This is a genomic window from Gottfriedia sp. NPDC058432, assembly GCF_042721555.1.
Lineage (GTDB): Bacteria > Bacillota > Bacilli > Bacillales > Bacillaceae_G > Gottfriedia.
The window spans coordinates 59,856-76,098 of sequence record NZ_JBHXLC010000010.1; the positions used below are offsets into that span (position 1 = coordinate 59,856).

Sequence of the window (16,243 nt, forward strand, 5' to 3'; positions counted from 1 at the left end):
CACCTCCTAACAGCTTTCGAAAACGACAGCATGTGAAATAGTTGGAATTGATTCTTTCTGTTGAATCATTGTTGGGCTTAAAAGAGCGCCGGTTGCTGCTACCAAAATCCGTTTATAAGTACCTTTATTTAACTCTTGAAATAAATGACCATATGTTACGACCGCTGAACAAGCACAGCCACTTCCACCAGCAAAAACTTCCTGATTTTCTCGATCATAGATTAGCAATCCACAATCATTGTATTTCCCTGCCATATCATATCCTTCTTCTCTAACAAGTTGTTCGCAAATTGGTGCACCAACAGCTGAAAGATCTCCAGTTACGATAAAATCATAATCATTAGGTGTTGTATTTGTATCTTTAAAGTGTTGCACGATTGTATAAGCTGCTGCTGGTGCCATCGCAGAACCCATGTCGAATGGATCTGTCAAACCTAAATCCTGAACTGTACCTATTGTGGCGCATTTTACTTTTATTTTGCTTTTTTTATTGGAAAGGAGAACACTTCCCGCACCAGTTACTGTAAAAGTTGCCGAATCAGGTTTTTGTCCACCATATTCTGTAGGATATCTATATTGTCTTTCAGCAGTAGCATTATGGCTACTTGTTGCTGCCAATGCCATTTTTGCATAACCACTATCGATTAACTGTGCACCGAGTGCAGCCGTTTCCATTGAAGTTGAGCATGCTCCAAACATACATAAAAAAGGAAGTTGCAATTCTCTTGCCATAAAGTTCGCAGTAACATTTTGATTTAATAAATCACCTGCTAAAAATACATCGATATCTTCGACGTTTTTGTTTGCTTTTTTTAATGCAACTGAAACTGCATTTCTCATTAATGCTCTTTCTGCTAATTCCCAATTATCTTCACCACAGTGAAGATCTTCATAAGCATAATCAAATTTGCCAGCTAACAGTCCCAAGTTTTCTCTTGGTCCTACAGCGGTTCCAGATGCTTGGACATAAACACCATTTTGAAACTCCCAAGTTTGTTTACCGACTAAAGCCATTGGTACTCACCTCCTATAAGAATACTTTAAATGCGTATCGTATCATTCCGACGACGTATGCCGAAACAACTCCATAAACAATTACACAACCAGCTAGTTTAAACATATTTGTTGCAACCCCTAGAACTAGACCTTCACTTCTATGTTCCATAGCAGCACTCGTCATAGAGTTGGCAAAGCCTGTTACAGGAACAGCGGATCCTGCACCTGCAAATTGGCCAATTTTGTCATATATACCTAACCCTGTAAGTAAGCTAGAAATTAAAACAAGTGTAGCTACTGTTGGATCACCGACATTTTTATCAGTAAAGTTAAAATAGTTTATATAGATTTTTGTAATACACTCACCTAAAAAACAGATAAATCCCCCAACTAAAAATGCTTTAATACAATTTTTTAATACCGGCTTTTTTGGTTGGTATGGTTTGATATTCTCTTTATAATTAGCTTTTAATTTCCCACTCATTTCATCCATCCTTTACTCTATAAAATAAATCCAATGAAATAACGAACCAAAAACTTTACCTAGTGCGATCGCCATTAATAAGTACACAATTTTCTTTTGAATGCCAATTCGTTTCGCTAAAATTGGAAAAACGTTTAAAACCTCAGTTAATGCGGCAGCTAACATTCCAATAAAAATACCTGCTAACAGCCCAATAAAAACTGAAAATATATTCGGCAAATTAAATACGGTATTTCGTAAACTAATCCAGCAACCAAAAATTGCTCCTAAAATGACTGAAAACTCATATGCACGAATTTTTTTAATCGTTTTTGTTAACTGTGTTAGTCTCGGAATAATTCCAATAACCGATAAAAATGCTACAAAGCCCGTACCAACAGCTATACCTCCCGAAAACCCTACAAACACTATAAACAAATCTCTAATCATCGGTATTTACACTTTTGTTTGGCTTTTTATTTTCGTTTACTAACACATATTCATCCATTGAGCGTTGATACTGAAACATTTCTACTTCAAGAGGGCTCGGCTCTTCGTTTAATCTAGTCTTAAACCATTGATTAAAAAATAAAATCATCCCAATTCCTAGTCCAAAAGAATATGGTACTTGAAGTAATAAAGGTTTATGATTATGTTCTCCTGTAATCATATAGTAAATTCGTTGTTGAACCTGCTGCATGCTTACATCTTCATGGAAATAAATGATTGCTAATGAAGAACCCGTAAATAACAGGATCCAAACGAAACAAAACAGAAAGAAACGATCCTTTGAAACTTCATTTTTAAGTTCTATTATGCACATCGTCACTCCAACGAGCTCAAACGAAATATCAGGTTCAATTTCTTGAATTAATGGCAAAAGATCGAGAATATCAATAACTGTATGTGTACCATCCTCCTTTTTTGATTCATGTACAATGATTTTTTTAATTTGGGCTAAATCAACATTAATCCCTTGTATTCGTGCAATCTCTTCTAGATGTACACGTTTACCTACTTGTACAACGATCCGATTAAGTAACTTAATATATAACACCTTATTCATACTTTCCCCTCAGTTTCAAAGCTTTATGAATTCAATTACAACTAGTATGTGAAAACTTCCCAAAAATATAAGTCCAGGAAGATTGAACTAAGTAGTTTGGTAAGTAAAAACAGGAAATGTTAGGCGTCATCCCGATCAAAAAAAGCATTAGGTAGTCGAATTTGGAGATGTTTCATCTATATTTGAAACAGGAGTTTATAGTAAAAAGACAAAATAAAAAAGCTGAAAAATCGTTTTGTATTCAATACGATTCTTCAGCTTTTTTAGCTATGATTTTATTTAATTTTGTCTTTCATTTGTTGGAGAATTTTTTTCTCTAGTCTTGATACTTGCACTTGAGAAATTCCTAATCGTTCAGCAACTTCTGATTGAGTTTGATCTTTATAGTATCTTAAATAGACAATTAATCGCTCTCGATCATCTAATTGTTTTATCGCTTCTTTTAATGCAAATTTTTCAAACCAATTTGTTTCATGGTTATCAGCAATTTGATCTAACAATGTAATTGGATCCCCATCATTTTCATACACCGTTTCATGAATTGATGAAGGAGCTCTACTAGCTTCTTGCGCAAGTACAACATCCTCTGGTGTAATTTCCATATGAGTAGCAATCTCGTTAATTGTAGGCATTCTTCCAAGCGTTTTACTTAATTCTTCTTTTGCTTTTCGAATCTTATTATTCGTTTCCTTTAATGAACGACTCACTTTAACTGTTCCATCGTCTCGAATAAATCGTTGGATTTCTCCGATAATCATTGGAACAGCGTATGTAGAAAATCGTACATCATAAGATAGATCAAATTTATCTACCGATTTCAATAAACCGATACAACCAATCTGAAATAAATCATCTGGTTCATATCCACGGTTAATAAAGCGCTGAACAACTGACCATACCAGTCTCATGTTGTGCCCGACGATGCTGTCTCTAGCCAATTGATCTCCAGCCTGACTACGCTTAATTAACTCTTTTAATTCATGATCCTTTAACTGCGCACGGGGTTGATCTTGCTTGACTTCTACGTCCATAGGCGGATTCTCCTTAATTACTTAAAACATTGCTATTTGATAAGTACTTTTTAACCGTAATCGTTGTACCAACATTAATAGTGGACACAACTTCACATTGATCCATGAAATTCTCCATAATCGTAAATCCCATGCCGGATCTTTCTAAATCTGGTTTTGAAGTATATAAAGGTTGCATTGCTTCATCTAAATCAGAAATACCAATTCCTTCATCTCGAATTGTTAAAGTTACTGTCTGATCTTCAAGTAAAACTGAAATGAATACGATCCCTTCAGGATTATTTTCATACCCATGAATAATCGCATTTGTAACAGCCTCAGATACTACAGTTTTAATTTCAGTTAATTCATCTAAAGTAGGATCAAGCTGAGTAATAAATGCAGCTACAGTTACACGAGCAAATGATTCATTTTGACTTAATGCAGAAAATTGAAGGTTCATCTCATTTCGCATTATGCCACCCCCAATACATTAAGTCCATTTGACTCATCATCAGCTAAATGAACGATCTTAAATAAACCAGACATATCAAATAACCGCTTAATTGATGGAGAAATTGAGCATACAACCATTTCTCCACCTTTATTTCGAATAACTTTATATCTACCTAAAATGACACCTAAACCAGAACTATCCATAAATGTTAAATGCTCAAGATTTAATAAAATATGTTTGATAGTCCGTGACTCTAATACCTCATTTACTTGTAAACGTAAATCCTCAGCAGTGTGATGATCTAATTCCCCTGCTAGTCTTACACAAAGGATTGCATTTTTCACTTCAAGTTCAATATTAAGACTCACTACAATAACCTCCTTATTTGACGGTTATTGAAAGTTTCGTTAAAACTAAACCGAATTCCTTCATGCATGACAAAACTAGTGGGAAAACGCCAAATCTTTTAGGAATACTCGAAATTAGTCGGAAATAATTAGTTGAATCCACCAACAGTACGCTTAAATAAATCATACCAATTCGCTTTACTTACCGATTTATTCGCCACTAAGTCTGTTTTAGATAAAACTTTACTACCTTGTTTTAAGACTAAAACTCCGACAACTTCCCCTTTTTTAATTGGTGCTTGAATATTTTTGTTAAGCTTAATATCTTTCGTAATTTTATTCAGCGCCTCACCCTTCTTCAATACAACTGAAACTGGGCTTTTTGTAATAACATTTACACCTTTAGACTTACCTTTGCTAATACTAAGTCTTTCGATATTCTCACCTTGTTTAATTAATTGCTTTACTTGATATTGATTAAATGCATAATCAAGCATATTTGTCATTTGTGCATTTCTTTCTTTAGAAGTAGGCGCACCCATAATTACGCTAACTACTCGCATGTTGTTCTTCTTAGCAGTTGCTGTTAAACAATATTTTGCTTCTGCAGTAAATCCAGTTTTTAATCCATCTGCTCCTGGATAAAAACGAACTAGTTTATTCGTATTAACTAACCAAAATTGTTTTTCAGTATCTTTTCTCAAGTAATCTTCATAAGTACCAGTAAATTTTGTGATTAATGGATATTTTAAAAGCTCTCTTCCCATGATTGCCATATCATACGCTGATGAATAATGACCAGGTGCAGGTAACCCAGTTGGATTTTCAAAATGTGTATTTTTTAATCCTAACTGTTTTACTTTTTTATTCATTAAAGCGACAAATGCCTCTTCTGTACCTGCAATTTTCTCTGCCATTGCAACTGATGCATCATTTCCCGATGCGATTGCAATCCCTTTTAACATTTCTTTTACAGTCATCTCTTCGCCAGGTTCTAAAAAGATTTGTGATCCGCCCATTGACGCAGCATGTTCACTTGTCATTACTTTATCATCCAGCCTGAGTTTTCCTTTATTGATTTCTTCCATAATAATAAGCATTGTCATGATCTTAGTCATACTTGCTGGTGGAAGCTCTTTTCTAGCATCTTTTTCATATAAGATTTTGCCAGTATCTTGTTCAATAATTACAGAAGATAATGCATTTTTTGCCAAACTTACATCATTATTTTGTGTCTCTCTTGCATCTACTTTAGGTAGTGATAAAGAAAAGATCATAACACTACTTAAAAGAGTTAGTAATACCCTTTTCATCTATAACCCTCCATTCTTTTCATACATATTTTTTCCAAATATAAGTAGTTTAATCAAGCACAGAAGAAAATATTAGAAAGAATGGAACTATTTACATACATGAGAACATATGATATAAGTAAAGTGTATTAATTATACTCATACACTTAATACACTCCATACACTTAAGAAAACATTTGAGGTGGTGATCTCTTGATTATTATTTTAGACCCAAGAAGCCATTTACCGCTTTGGGAGCAAATTGTTCTACAAACAAAAGAGCAGATGCTAAGAAAGATTTTGGTAAATGGAGATAAACTTCCTTCCGTACGTGAATTAGCAACCACATTGGTAATTAATCCAAATACTGTTAGTAGAGCCTATCAAGAACTAGAGCGCACTGGCGTCATCGAAACGATAAGGGGTAAAGGAACATTTGTAATTGGTTTAACGAAAGAGACTGTTTCAACAGACACCCTTTTAAAATATAAAAATAAGCTGTCCAATTTATTAATTGATTGTTTAACAGATGGCGTTGAAGAGGAAGAAATAATGAATTGGGTAAAAGAGTTTTATTCTAATAAAGGAGCTGAATAGTTTGCTGAAAATCCATCATTTAAATAAAAAACTCGATGAACAGGAAGTATTAAAAAATCTAAACTTTCAAATCGAAAAAGGTAAAATCACAGGCTTAATCGGTAGAAATGGAGCTGGTAAAACGACTCTTTTAAGGACGATCGTTGGCATTTTATCTCCAGACGAAGGCTCAATACTAATTGATGATGAGGAGATTAACGAATCACCAATTACTAGAAGACAAATTGCATATATGAGTGATTCTACAAATTTCATTAATCAATATAGTGTGAAAGAACTTATTACGATCTATGAAAATTCATATCCAAACTTCAATAAACACAAATTTTTAGAAGCATTAAATAAATATAAGTTACCTAATACATCTCTACGTAAATACTCTAAAGGGATGAAAACACTGATCTATTTATTATTAACCTTTTCGACTAATGCAAAATATGTCATTTTAGACGAACCGACTAACGGTTTAGACCCAGTCGTTAAACGGACTGTTTTGCAATTAATAATTGAATATGCAAGCACAGAATCAGTTGGAGTTATTATTTCATCACATCATCTTGCTGAGCTTGAGAAAATAATTGATCAATATTTATTTATTAAGGACGGAAGAATTAATTCAATCTCTACAATGGAAGAAAGTACGAATCAATTTTATAAATTACAAGTAGCATTTGAAAATGGCTTACCTAAAATATTGGAAGAAGACCCGTCTATTTCTGTATTCTCAAAAACCGGCAAAGTAGCAATTATCATTATTAATGGAAATAAAGACGAATATATAAAACGAATGGAAAATGAAAATCCGCTTCTTTTAGAAGAACTTCCATTGACTTTAGAGGATTTATTTTTCATAAACGATGGAGGGGACTTATATGTTTAGTAAAGCATTGTGGCTAATAAATTCTAAACAATCTAGGCTTGCACTTATTTTATTATATCTTGTCTACCTGATTATTCTTCCATTTAGCTATTACAATAACACGGATGAATTAAATCGAGCATTACTAACAAATCCGAGTAATCCGTACCTTTATATAACTGACTTTAGTATGCTAGCAGTTATTTCACCGATTATTGTATTAATCCTAAGTATCTTATTGATCGGAATTGGCCGTAATACAGGAGGAATTGATTTTCAATTTTCACTTCCATACTCACCGAGACAACTTTATTTATCAAAATGGATGTTTGGAATTGCTCATATTTTTATGGCGACTGTTGGATTAATTATTTTAACTCTATTAATCCATTACAATACTAATCTTCACAAATATATTGATGCTTCATCATTTGTAACTATTTTTACTGTCATTTTCCTATTTACGATTGCTTTTTTTACTATTGGTCTATCGATTGGAACAATTACTGGTCATTATTTTTCACAAACACTTTTCACTATTTTTACGATTTTCTCACCTAGTATTATCTATTTTAGTATCTATTCAAATTTAAATGGCCTCATTAACTATAAATTAACTGGTAATAGCTTTGAAAAACTGATTACTAGTTGGTCTATTCCATATCTAGCTGGCCAACTATCAATTTCAAAGGATTTTAATGAACAAATCGTTGATTATCCAACTATAGACTATGGAAATTTAACGATCATTATCCTTTATATCGTTGCATTTTTAATAATCGGGTTATTATGTTATAACAGACATGCGAATGTCAATAATGGCAAATTATTCGTATATAAAAAATTCGGGTTTTTCGTAAACGGATTATTTGTATATCTTACAGCAACATTAATCGCTTTACTAACATCTACAATTGCAAATGGAAATAACACGATTATTTACGTGATTGGATTAATAATAGGTACCGTTGTTGGCTATTTCTTCTATAAACGATTAAATAAATTTTTTGATTAATGTTTTTCAAAAAAATTCATAAAACACCAAAATAAAAAGCGCTGTTTCTCAGTAGAGAAATCAGCGCTTTTTTTTATGTGATAAAGTTCAATGCGAAACGTACAAAAAATAATGCTGAAATTGCCACCATATATGGTGTGATTTCAGTTTTCTTACCTGCTGCCATTTTAACTAATGGATAAGCAATAAAACCGAATGCAATTCCGTCAATAATACTATATGTTAAAGGGATGAATGCTAAAATTAAGAAGGCTGGTATTGCCTCAGTAGGATCATCCAATTGAATATCTGTAATGTGTTTAACCATTAATGAACCGATTATGATTAAGATTGGTGCAATCGCAGATGTTGGAATATATGCTATTAATGGCATAAAGAGTAAACAACCTAAAAATAAAAATCCAGTTACAACAGAAGTAAGACCTGTTCTACCACCAGAACTGATACCTGCACTACCTTCAACAGCAATAACTGTTGGACTAGTTCCAAGTAAACCGGATAAAATAATACCAAACGCAGTTCCTTGAACAACCTTTTGTTGCTTATGCTCTTGGTTTATCATGCTTAATTGACCATGAATAATACCGATTGATTCAAATAATACAACCATCGTTAACGAAAATACTGCAATCCAAAATGGAAAACTCAATATATGAGCAAAGGTCAGTTGTCCGACAACCTCACTAGCAGATTTCATTGTTATTCTCGATGTATCATGTGCTTTTTCAATTCCACCATGTAAAATGAATGAAATGATTGTACCTAAAATAACCGTAATTAAAAAGTTTGCAGGTACATTTTTAATAAAAAGATAAATCGCAATACCTAGTGTAATAACTGTTGCTAAAACATCCATGTTTGTAAAATTCGCGATGGATACAAACGTACTTTCATTTTTTACAACAATCCCACCAGCTTGAAGACCGATAAATGTTAAGAAAAATCCAATTCCAACTGTAATTGCACTTTTTAGTGATAATGGAATAGCAGTTGTTAATTTCTTAATTAATTTTGTGAATGATAAAATTGATAATAAGATTCCACTTACGAATACAACAGCAAGTGCTTCTTTCCAATTCATTCCCATTTCTCCAACCATTGTATAAGTAAACAATGCGTTGATGCCCATTCCTGGAACTAATACTAAAGGTGAATTACTCCATAATCCCATCATAACGCTTCCAAAAAAAGCTGACAGAATTGTGGCAATCATTGCACCTTGGAACGGTATACCTGCATCATGCAAAATTGTACTATTAACGGACAAAATATAGACAAGTGTTAAAAAAGAAACTGCACCTGCAATCAACTCCGTTTTAATGGTCGTACCGCTACCTTCAAGATTAAACTGTTTGTTCAATAAATTTTTCAAAGAAATTCCTCTCTTTTAGTGTCTCCCTCTCCCACCCATGCAACAAGGCACGATTACAATTATACTAAATTTAATCAAATAATTAAACAAGAAAATAATTTTCTTTAGTGTTTCATTTATAAAAACTTTTTGACAAATCAGGATTGCAACGAAAACAGTGCCTAGGATCCCAATTAATTGAGCAACTCCTATATATTTTTTTAGTTTCATTTCGTAAGATAACACTAGAGAATTATATTAGGAGTGTTTATTTTGAAAGAACTATTTAAGAAAGTGTCTGCAGCAATTGGTTTTACATTGCTAGTTACAAGTCCCATTATCTTTCCAATGTTGTTTTTTTTATTTGGAATGTCTACTGACGCCGATGGTACTGGGGCTGGTAGGGAATTATCAGGATCCTTTTATTTTACAATGTATTTGTTAGTATATTTTATTGCCATCATACTGATTACATCTATTATTACTAAATTGATAATCAATAAAGGTACAGTATTTAAGCTTATTAGCTGTATCGGCTTATTGTTTTTACCCTTTATTTCACAGAGATTTTCATTCACTGACATGTATGGCTTTCTATTAATCCCAATAGGGGTTATCTTATTAATCACTATAGCGATCTATGAAAAACTCGATACGTGGAAAAAGCCGTTTATATGGTTTTTAATCCTCTTTCCATATATCATTTTCGTACTTATGTTATTTGGAAGTTTAAGTATTTAAAAGAGATATAAATTTTACAATAAACAAAATCAAACAACCCCTTCCATAAAATGGTGGGGTTTATTTTTTTACTCTTCATTCCTTGATATCCTACTAAGGAATTGAAATTATGTAGCTGTTACGTTCAACTTCCCAAAGATAGTAAAAAGAGATCGTCCCAAGAGTAGACCTCCAATAGCAAATATTATAGATAACCATATTCCACTTTCACTCAATGCTAAATACGATGGAATTAAAATATTTAAAGAAACTTTCAGTGAAATTAATATAATGATTGATCCAATCACCCAGAGCTTCCTTTTTCCAGAACCGATTTCCCCTCGTTTTTCACGAGTGATTGCCCACCCTTGAATGATCCCTGTTAAGATACCCATAATGATTCCCGAGAGTAACAACAACCATTCAATTGCTCCAATTTTATTCATCTGATAAGCCCAAATCCCCCCTAAAATCAGCATTAAGACCCCAATGAAAAAAAGCGTATTTAACTTTTTCAACTCTCTTCCCACCTTTGCGAGATATATTACATTAAATAAATTATACTGACATGTAAAATTTATTTAATACGTCCTCAGGCTGAATTATAGAGAGAAATAAGTTTTTATAATGAAAATTACTTTTGTGTATTTAAAAATCCGAATGAAAAACTACCATTTAATAAAACAAAAAAAAACTGCAATTAAGCAGTTTTATGAACTTCAACAATCCTATATCGAACCTCTAAAGTTTGAATCAAATAAATTTTCTCTATTAAATTTTTAAGCTAGAATTTCTCCCCAGTCATAATCGACATAAAATCCTTATAAAACCCTTCATAATCTAACCCTATTGCAATATGTTGTTGCTCTCTTCCATCAAATTTCTCAGGAGTATTTGTTACTCGAAAATCTGCAATACTTTGACCTCTAGCTACACCTGTTGAATCAATGACAACAGCAGATTGATAGAATTTAAATAGATCGCTTCGAATGACTGCCATGAGAGTTACTGCATCATGAACTGGACTCCCCTTTATGCCCGGTACCTGCTTTTGATAAAAGTTAAAATAATAATAATCTAATAGTGGTTTTACAAGATCAGTTTTCCCTTTAGAATGAATATAATTGGCCATTGCAGGAGTAACTATGGCATTTTGTGTTACATTTAATGGAAAAATATATGCACCTTTTGCATATTTCATAACGATATTAGCTGCGATCGGATCTCCGTGAAAATTCGCTTCTGCAATTGGTGTAACATTTCCAGGATATAGAAATGCGCCACCCATGATATAGTAAGAATTCACAGTTTTCATCAGATCTTCGTATAAGATAAATAAGGTGGCTAGCGAGGTTAACCTCCCAGTATTCACAATAATTAGTTCGTCCTTATACTGCTCAATCAACTTGATAACTTCATAAAAGTTTTCTAAGTTCTCTAACTTTAAACCTGGATCAATTGGGCCTAAACCAAACGGACCATGTATATCAAGGTAATAGGTTGGGATTTCTCCCGTCATTGGTTTCTCAGCACCACCATAGACTTTAATATATTCTTTTCCTGACCTTTTAAGTAAAAAACGAACATTCCTAGTCGTTTCTTTTTTAGAAACATTGCCGTAATCCGCCACAATCCCAATTATATTAATATCTTCTGTTAATCTTGCATAAACCAAAGCAATCGCATCATCAATTCCTACATCTCCGAAGAATAACACTTTCTTTCCCATCAGCTTAGCTCCCTTTATATCAAAACTTTGGAACATTTTTTTTATTATTTATTCCTTTGATATAATGGTATGTAGTTATCTATTTGAAAAGTATAAAAAACATCCTATATTTTCACTATAGGATGTTTTTTATATCCCCATATATTTCATTCATCGGGATTTATATAATTTCATTTTTTAACAGTTCAATTTTTCATGATATTCATAACACTTTTTTATTTAATTGAATTTATCTACTTCTAATAAAACTTTGATATCTTGTGCCTTGAAATGTAAGTTCTCCATCATCACCTTCAACAATCATTCCGTATTCAGTATCCTTTACCTGGAATTCTAACCGATCTCCACTTTCTACTTCGAACGTTACAAAATAATTACTATATGACGAATGTTCCCTGCCACCATGTACTGCTGTTCTTTTAGTTATAGCTTTCGCTTTTACATTTAATTTTGGTGAGTTGTTATTTTTATTCCATTGTGTAACTCCTTTTATTATTGAAAATAAAACAATGGATATAACAATTACAAAACTAATACCAATGAAAATTGGACCAAACGTAAACATAAAATCTTCACCTTCAAACATTTTACCCCTCCTAGCAAGTTGAATAGAATAAATTTAGGTATATAAATTTTATAAGTAGTTTAATATAGGAAAAATAATAAAAAATAATGTTATAAAAATGATAATTCCTTTTGCAACATACCAGTGTAATAAATGGAGACCATCTATACAAACAGGTAATTACTTCCTCATTCTCTTTTTTGTACCGTTCTCTTGTATACACAAAAGACATCAATAAGATTCCTACTCCAAAATTATCCTTATTCTACTAATTTACCATGTAGTACAATAAAAAGACTACTTGAATAGTAGATTCCTGTTAAACTAAAGCATTGCATTAGTTAAAAAGAATGAATTTAAATCTAATGCATATTCCGTATCCTTAACTCTCCATTTTCCTTTTTTACTATCCCTAACCAGCGTCCAACTAAAATTATCCATCGTTTTATTTGCATCCCAACCACCTACAACTGTAGGAGCGGTTTTAATGGTAGAAAAGACAACAATGGCATTTTTATTTTCCATATACGCTTCAATTGTATCTGCATCGATCGCTTGAAACTCTGAATAGTGTAGTTCCGTAATTGTGCATCCTTCATTATTTTCATCTTTCTTGAATTCTTTCTTGACTGTATCAAACGCAGTGATAATATCGTCCTTAGTGAACTTTTTAGATTGTCCTATTCTTACTTTTATATTATCAGCATCTGTATAATTATCTTCCGCTTGTTCAACTCTCCATTTTCCCTTTTCATTATTTCTAATTAAAGTCCAAGCATATCTAGTCTGAGTCGAATTTGGCTTCCAACTTCCATCACCACCAGAAGAATCTACTTCAAAGTTAGAAAGCAAAACAATTACATTTTTATCGCCTACAACCGTTTCATAACCGCCACCATTATTCATATAATCTTTGGTGATCGCAAGAGAATCTTTTTCTGAATACCATAGATCCGTCAGTGTACATCCTTTATAACCTTTGAATTTTTCTTTTACTGCACTTACTGCTGCATTTATTTCGTCCTTAGTGAACTTATTTGAATGTCCTACTTTTACCTTTACAGTTTCAGCATCAGTTCGGTGCTTATATAATAGAATTGAAGACACAACAACTATTAAGATAAAAAGAGAAATTAATTTCTTATTTTTCATACTATGTATTCCTATTTTTATTTTCGTTTAACCAAATTTCCAGTTACTCCCATAAAAATAAGTATACAGTATAGAACTACGAGTGTAATTTGGGGTAATTTCGTCATTTTGACACGAAAATTGAACTTATTTATATTCACCTGCTATATAGTTGAATATAGAAAAGCTACCGAAGCAACTTAAAAGTTGTTCAACTCAACATCAGATTATAAAGAATTTAGTCTAGCATTTTTTTTCAACAAAACAATATGCGATGCACCTCTTGTCAAATGGTTCAATAAATGTTAGGATTGTGTTGCTGTAAAAATAAATCGTAATGAGGTGAGGATAACAATGAAAACAAAAAAATATATGTCTTATCCTCATATTGCTATTTAGTTTGTAATTTTTATATAAATACATTAATTAAGCTCTGAGGGTAGGATTCACTCTCAGGGCTTTTATATTTTTAGGCAGAATGACCGTTCAAGCTTTCTTGCCGATCTATTCTATGACAGCCACTTACTGAGTGGCTGTTATTTTTTTGGGCCAAAGGTTGGTCAAGGCAACAAAATTGGTTTTATTTTGAAATTAATTAGGATTTAATCGATTGTCATACAAATTGATTTGAACTCTATTAGGGGGATATTTATTGAAATACTCAGGATGGAATGCACTTTCCACGGAAAATTTCAAAAAGCACAGGTTTATGTTTGAACAGGCTACTTGGAGATTCGAGACCGAACCGAATAGTTATTACCTTGTTCCAAAGGATAAGGGACCACCTAATCTAGCTATCGTTTCAACTTAGGAAATTAAATTCCTTTATTCGCAGCTTTCCAAATATGAAAGGATGATACTTTATTAAAAGACTAGCTCAATATTTTCGTTCATTACAATCCGGACAGTCATCATATAGTATGATTTATGAAGACCCAACCTATTGGAATAATGAAGTTGCCTACTACATTACAAGGACGCATAAACTCACACAAGATAAACCTTGTATCACCATACAAATACCTTTTGACCGTCTCGGCTTAGATGAAAATATGAATCAAATTGTTCTCTCGGATTTTGCATTAAGAGAATGGGTTGATCATATTGAGGCATTAAATGAAGGGATTTATAACCGGTCACGTTCTGATAAAGAAAACGGTGCTTTTTATTGTTTTCGTCCAACCAATGTGTTGATGCAACGTAATGCATCATTTGTCGAAGTCATCTCAGGAAAATGGTATTTATGTATAATGATTACAGTTCAACTTCCATTCAAGGATAATAATAAAGCAATGCGCATGCTCTGCAAAATGCTTCTAAAAGAAGTGGAGAAATTTATTGCTAAGTTTGATCTCATCAAATTAAATGCTGCTTTTGAATTGACAAAAAAACAAAATATGATTCGCGAATGGCTAAAATCTAGTGGTTATTGTGCGTTTATTGGGAATGGCAGCATTTTGCCAAGAAATAAAGACAATAGCGGCCCACTAGAGGATGCCTTGCCTTTTACATCCCCGGAAGATGTTGAAGTAGAAATTTGTGGTATGCGGGGAATGGGTATAAAACATGGCGTGACGGTCATTACCGGCGGTGGTTATTCGGGTAAAAGCACTTTGCTGGATGCACTAAATTCTGGGATTTACAATCACATCAAAGGCGACGGACGAGAATTTGTGATAACAGATCAAAGTGCAATGGAAATCTCTGCAGAGGAAGGCCGCTCCATAAAAAATATCAATATTACGCCTTTCATAAAATGGATACCCCATAATTCGGCTGAACTGTTTTCGACTGACTACGCCTCGGGTTCCACATCTCAAGCTGCAAATATTATGGAGGCAATTAACTACGGGTGTAAGCTTCTTCTTATTGATGAAGACAGAAGTGCGACCAATTTTATGATTCAAGACAACAAAATGCGTTCATTAATCAAGCGCGAACCCATTACACCATTTACAGAACGTGTAAAGGAGCTACATGAGGCTGTTGGCGTATCTTCTATTCTTGTTATTGGAGGGAGCAGTGAATTTTTAGCCGTAGCCGATCAAATCATCCTAATGGACAATTTTGTGCCAAAAAACGTAACAGAGGAAGCAAAAAATTTATGTGAACTCGAAATACCCCGAGAGCGCATCCCCCATACAAAATGGGAGATAGAAAGAAATATAACTACCGATCACTTTTCGAGCTATCCACAGGGCAGTGGTACAGAGAAGTTGATCGTTTCAACGATGGGATATATGATGATCGGTGATGAACAAATTGATATTAGAGGGCTTTACAATATCACATCACACGCACAGCTTGCAGCGATTGCCTTTTTAATTCGAAAAATAGCTATAAGGAATCAGGATCGCACCATCTTTCTTCATGAAAACATCAAAAATAACTTGAAGAAATCGAGAAAGAAGGAGTGGATATTGTATTTTCTTCCTTTTTTCCTGGTTTCGAAAGATGGCTTGAATTACCTAGAATTAATGAAGTATTATCTGTCATAAACCGGATGAAACATTTGAATTTTATTCAACCTGAGCCATCTGAACATCTCTAATTACGACATAAATATTAATTATCTTGATAATCAAATAGTAAAGTTAAAAAATTGCATTGAAAAGTCTCAGAAACCAACAAGTGAACAATATAAA

At 33.0% G+C, this 16,243-nt stretch carries 19 protein-coding genes; 6 read left to right on the plus strand and 13 right to left on the minus strand.

Going from position 1 to position 16,243, the window contains the following annotated elements; translation table 11 throughout:
• Nucleotides 1-6: 6 nt before the first annotated feature.
• The 8 genes from spoVAD to ACFWM3_RS12115 form a co-directional block, all read right to left on the minus strand.
• On the minus strand, nt 7-1,014 hold the full coding sequence (gene spoVAD / locus ACFWM3_RS12080) for a stage V sporulation protein AD (RefSeq protein ID WP_056466869.1): 1,008 nt from the start codon (nt 1,012-1,014) through the stop codon (nt 7-9).
• 13 nt (nt 1,015-1,027) lie between these two features.
• Nucleotides 1,028-1,480, minus strand: coding sequence for a stage V sporulation protein AC (gene spoVAC / locus ACFWM3_RS12085; protein ID WP_056466871.1), 453 nt, complete (start codon nt 1,478-1,480; stop codon nt 1,028-1,030).
• A 12-nt stretch (nt 1,481-1,492) separates the two neighbouring features.
• The gene (locus ACFWM3_RS12090; RefSeq protein WP_056466874.1) at nt 1,493-1,909 is read right to left on the minus strand and encodes a stage V sporulation protein AB; all 417 of its coding nucleotides are present in this window, start codon (nt 1,907-1,909) and stop codon (nt 1,493-1,495) included.
• Nucleotides 1,902-2,525: a stage V sporulation protein AA gene (locus ACFWM3_RS12095; protein ID WP_390311484.1), complete on the minus strand. Its 624-nt coding sequence runs from the start codon at nt 2,523-2,525 to the stop codon at nt 1,902-1,904. Before ACFWM3_RS12095 ends, ACFWM3_RS12090 begins: the two co-directional genes overlap by 8 nt.
• A gap of 275 nt (nt 2,526-2,800) precedes the next feature.
• Nucleotides 2,801-3,556, minus strand: a complete 756-nt coding sequence (gene sigF, locus ACFWM3_RS12100) for an RNA polymerase sporulation sigma factor SigF (protein ID WP_056466881.1) — start codon at nt 3,554-3,556, stop codon at nt 2,801-2,803.
• A 13-nt stretch (nt 3,557-3,569) separates the two neighbouring features.
• Nucleotides 3,570-4,010 (minus strand): anti-sigma F factor, encoded by a 441-nt coding sequence (gene spoIIAB / locus ACFWM3_RS12105; protein WP_056466884.1) that lies wholly within the window; start codon nt 4,008-4,010, stop codon nt 3,570-3,572.
• Nucleotides 4,010-4,360, minus strand: a complete 351-nt coding sequence (spoIIAA, locus tag ACFWM3_RS12110; protein ID WP_025672020.1) for an anti-sigma F factor antagonist — start codon at nt 4,358-4,360, stop codon at nt 4,010-4,012. The genes spoIIAB and spoIIAA overlap by 1 nt, the downstream gene beginning before the upstream one ends.
• A gap of 128 nt (nt 4,361-4,488) precedes the next feature.
• Nucleotides 4,489-5,652 (minus strand): D-alanyl-D-alanine carboxypeptidase family protein, encoded by a 1,164-nt coding sequence (locus ACFWM3_RS12115; RefSeq protein WP_056466886.1) that lies wholly within the window; start codon nt 5,650-5,652, stop codon nt 4,489-4,491.
• A 192-nt stretch (nt 5,653-5,844) separates the two neighbouring features.
• Here ACFWM3_RS12115 and ACFWM3_RS12120 point away from each other — a divergent pair, with 192 nt between their 5' ends.
• Genes ACFWM3_RS12120 through ACFWM3_RS12130 form a run of 3 tightly spaced genes read left to right on the plus strand, consistent with a single transcriptional unit; the run spans nt 5,845 to nt 8,102 of the window.
• Nucleotides 5,845-6,228 (plus strand): GntR family transcriptional regulator, encoded by a 384-nt coding sequence (locus ACFWM3_RS12120; RefSeq protein ID WP_390311485.1) that lies wholly within the window; start codon nt 5,845-5,847, stop codon nt 6,226-6,228.
• Nucleotide 6,229: 1 nt separating this feature from the next.
• The gene (locus ACFWM3_RS12125; protein ID WP_056466889.1) at nt 6,230-7,108 is read left to right on the plus strand and encodes an ABC transporter ATP-binding protein; all 879 of its coding nucleotides are present in this window, start codon (nt 6,230-6,232) and stop codon (nt 7,106-7,108) included.
• A complete protein-coding gene (locus ACFWM3_RS12130) occupies nt 7,101-8,102 on the plus strand; it encodes an ABC transporter permease subunit (protein ID WP_390311486.1) in 1,002 nt (333 codons plus the stop codon). Before ACFWM3_RS12125 ends, ACFWM3_RS12130 begins: the two co-directional genes overlap by 8 nt.
• A 73-nt stretch (nt 8,103-8,175) precedes the next feature.
• On the opposite strand, the gene ACFWM3_RS12135 is transcribed toward ACFWM3_RS12130, so the two are convergent.
• Nucleotides 8,176-9,474, minus strand: coding sequence for an NCS2 family permease (locus tag ACFWM3_RS12135; protein WP_056466895.1), 1,299 nt, complete (start codon nt 9,472-9,474; stop codon nt 8,176-8,178).
• A 252-nt stretch (nt 9,475-9,726) separates the two neighbouring features.
• Here ACFWM3_RS12135 and ACFWM3_RS12140 point away from each other — a divergent pair, with 252 nt between their 5' ends.
• Nucleotides 9,727-10,194 (plus strand): hypothetical protein, encoded by a 468-nt coding sequence (locus ACFWM3_RS12140; protein WP_390311487.1) that lies wholly within the window; start codon nt 9,727-9,729, stop codon nt 10,192-10,194.
• Between the two features lie 107 nt (nt 10,195-10,301).
• On the opposite strand, the gene ACFWM3_RS12145 is transcribed toward ACFWM3_RS12140, so the two are convergent.
• From ACFWM3_RS12145 to ACFWM3_RS12160, 4 genes are all read right to left on the minus strand, one after another.
• Nucleotides 10,302-10,691 carry a hypothetical protein gene (locus ACFWM3_RS12145; protein WP_390311488.1) on the minus strand — a complete coding sequence of 130 codons (390 nt, stop codon included), beginning with the start codon at nt 10,689-10,691 and terminating at the stop codon, nt 10,302-10,304.
• Nucleotides 10,692-10,957: 266 nt separating this feature from the next.
• Nucleotides 10,958-11,902 (minus strand): nucleoside hydrolase, encoded by a 945-nt coding sequence (locus tag ACFWM3_RS12150; RefSeq protein WP_390311489.1) that lies wholly within the window; start codon nt 11,900-11,902, stop codon nt 10,958-10,960.
• A gap of 229 nt (nt 11,903-12,131) precedes the next feature.
• A complete protein-coding gene (locus tag ACFWM3_RS12155) occupies nt 12,132-12,488 on the minus strand; it encodes a DUF2500 domain-containing protein (RefSeq protein ID WP_056466903.1) in 357 nt (118 codons plus the stop codon).
• A 303-nt stretch (nt 12,489-12,791) separates the two neighbouring features.
• Nucleotides 12,792-13,619 (minus strand): hypothetical protein, encoded by an 828-nt coding sequence (locus ACFWM3_RS12160; RefSeq protein WP_390311490.1) that lies wholly within the window; start codon nt 13,617-13,619, stop codon nt 12,792-12,794.
• A gap of 631 nt (nt 13,620-14,250) precedes the next feature.
• Here ACFWM3_RS12160 and ACFWM3_RS12165 point away from each other — a divergent pair.
• Both ACFWM3_RS12165 and ACFWM3_RS12170 read left to right on the plus strand, forming a co-directional pair.
• A complete protein-coding gene (locus tag ACFWM3_RS12165) occupies nt 14,251-14,409 on the plus strand; it encodes a hypothetical protein (RefSeq protein ID WP_390311491.1) in 159 nt (52 codons plus the stop codon).
• Nucleotides 14,410-14,518: 109 nt separating this feature from the next.
• On the plus strand, nt 14,519-16,096 hold the full coding sequence (locus tag ACFWM3_RS12170; protein WP_390311492.1) for a P-loop domain-containing protein: 1,578 nt from the start codon (nt 14,519-14,521) through the stop codon (nt 16,094-16,096).
• The last annotated feature ends 147 nt before the right edge of the window (nt 16,097-16,243 follow it).

What these genes read in the sequence shown, in the direction of transcription:
- ACFWM3_RS12130 (WP_390311486.1), top strand. Translation starts at nt 7,101, where the DNA reads ATGTTTAGTAAAGCATTGTGGCTAATAAATTCTAAACAATCTAGGCTT.
- ACFWM3_RS12170 (WP_390311492.1), top strand. Translation starts at nt 14,519, where the DNA reads ATGATTTATGAAGACCCAACCTATTGGAATAATGAAGTTGCCTACTAC.
- ACFWM3_RS12150 (WP_390311489.1), bottom strand. Translation starts at nt 11,902, where the DNA reads ATGGGAAAGAAAGTGTTATTCTTCGGAGATGTAGGAATTGATGATGCG.
- sigF (WP_056466881.1), bottom strand. Translation starts at nt 3,556, where the DNA reads ATGGACGTAGAAGTCAAGCAAGATCAACCCCGTGCGCAGTTAAAGGAT.
- ACFWM3_RS12115 (WP_056466886.1), bottom strand. Translation starts at nt 5,652, where the DNA reads ATGAAAAGGGTATTACTAACTCTTTTAAGTAGTGTTATGATCTTTTCT.
- ACFWM3_RS12090 (WP_056466874.1), bottom strand. Translation starts at nt 1,909, where the DNA reads ATGATTAGAGATTTGTTTATAGTGTTTGTAGGGTTTTCGGGAGGTATA.
- spoIIAB (WP_056466884.1), bottom strand. Translation starts at nt 4,010, where the DNA reads ATGCGAAATGAGATGAACCTTCAATTTTCTGCATTAAGTCAAAATGAA.
- spoVAC (WP_056466871.1), bottom strand. Translation starts at nt 1,480, where the DNA reads ATGAGTGGGAAATTAAAAGCTAATTATAAAGAGAATATCAAACCATAC.
- spoVAD (WP_056466869.1), bottom strand. Translation starts at nt 1,014, where the DNA reads ATGGCTTTAGTCGGTAAACAAACTTGGGAGTTTCAAAATGGTGTTTAT.
- ACFWM3_RS12095 (WP_390311484.1), bottom strand. Translation starts at nt 2,525, where the DNA reads ATGAATAAGGTGTTATATATTAAGTTACTTAATCGGATCGTTGTACAA.
- ACFWM3_RS12155 (WP_056466903.1), bottom strand. Translation starts at nt 12,488, where the DNA reads ATGTTTGAAGGTGAAGATTTTATGTTTACGTTTGGTCCAATTTTCATT.
- ACFWM3_RS12160 (WP_390311490.1), bottom strand. Translation starts at nt 13,619, where the DNA reads ATGAAAAATAAGAAATTAATTTCTCTTTTTATCTTAATAGTTGTTGTG.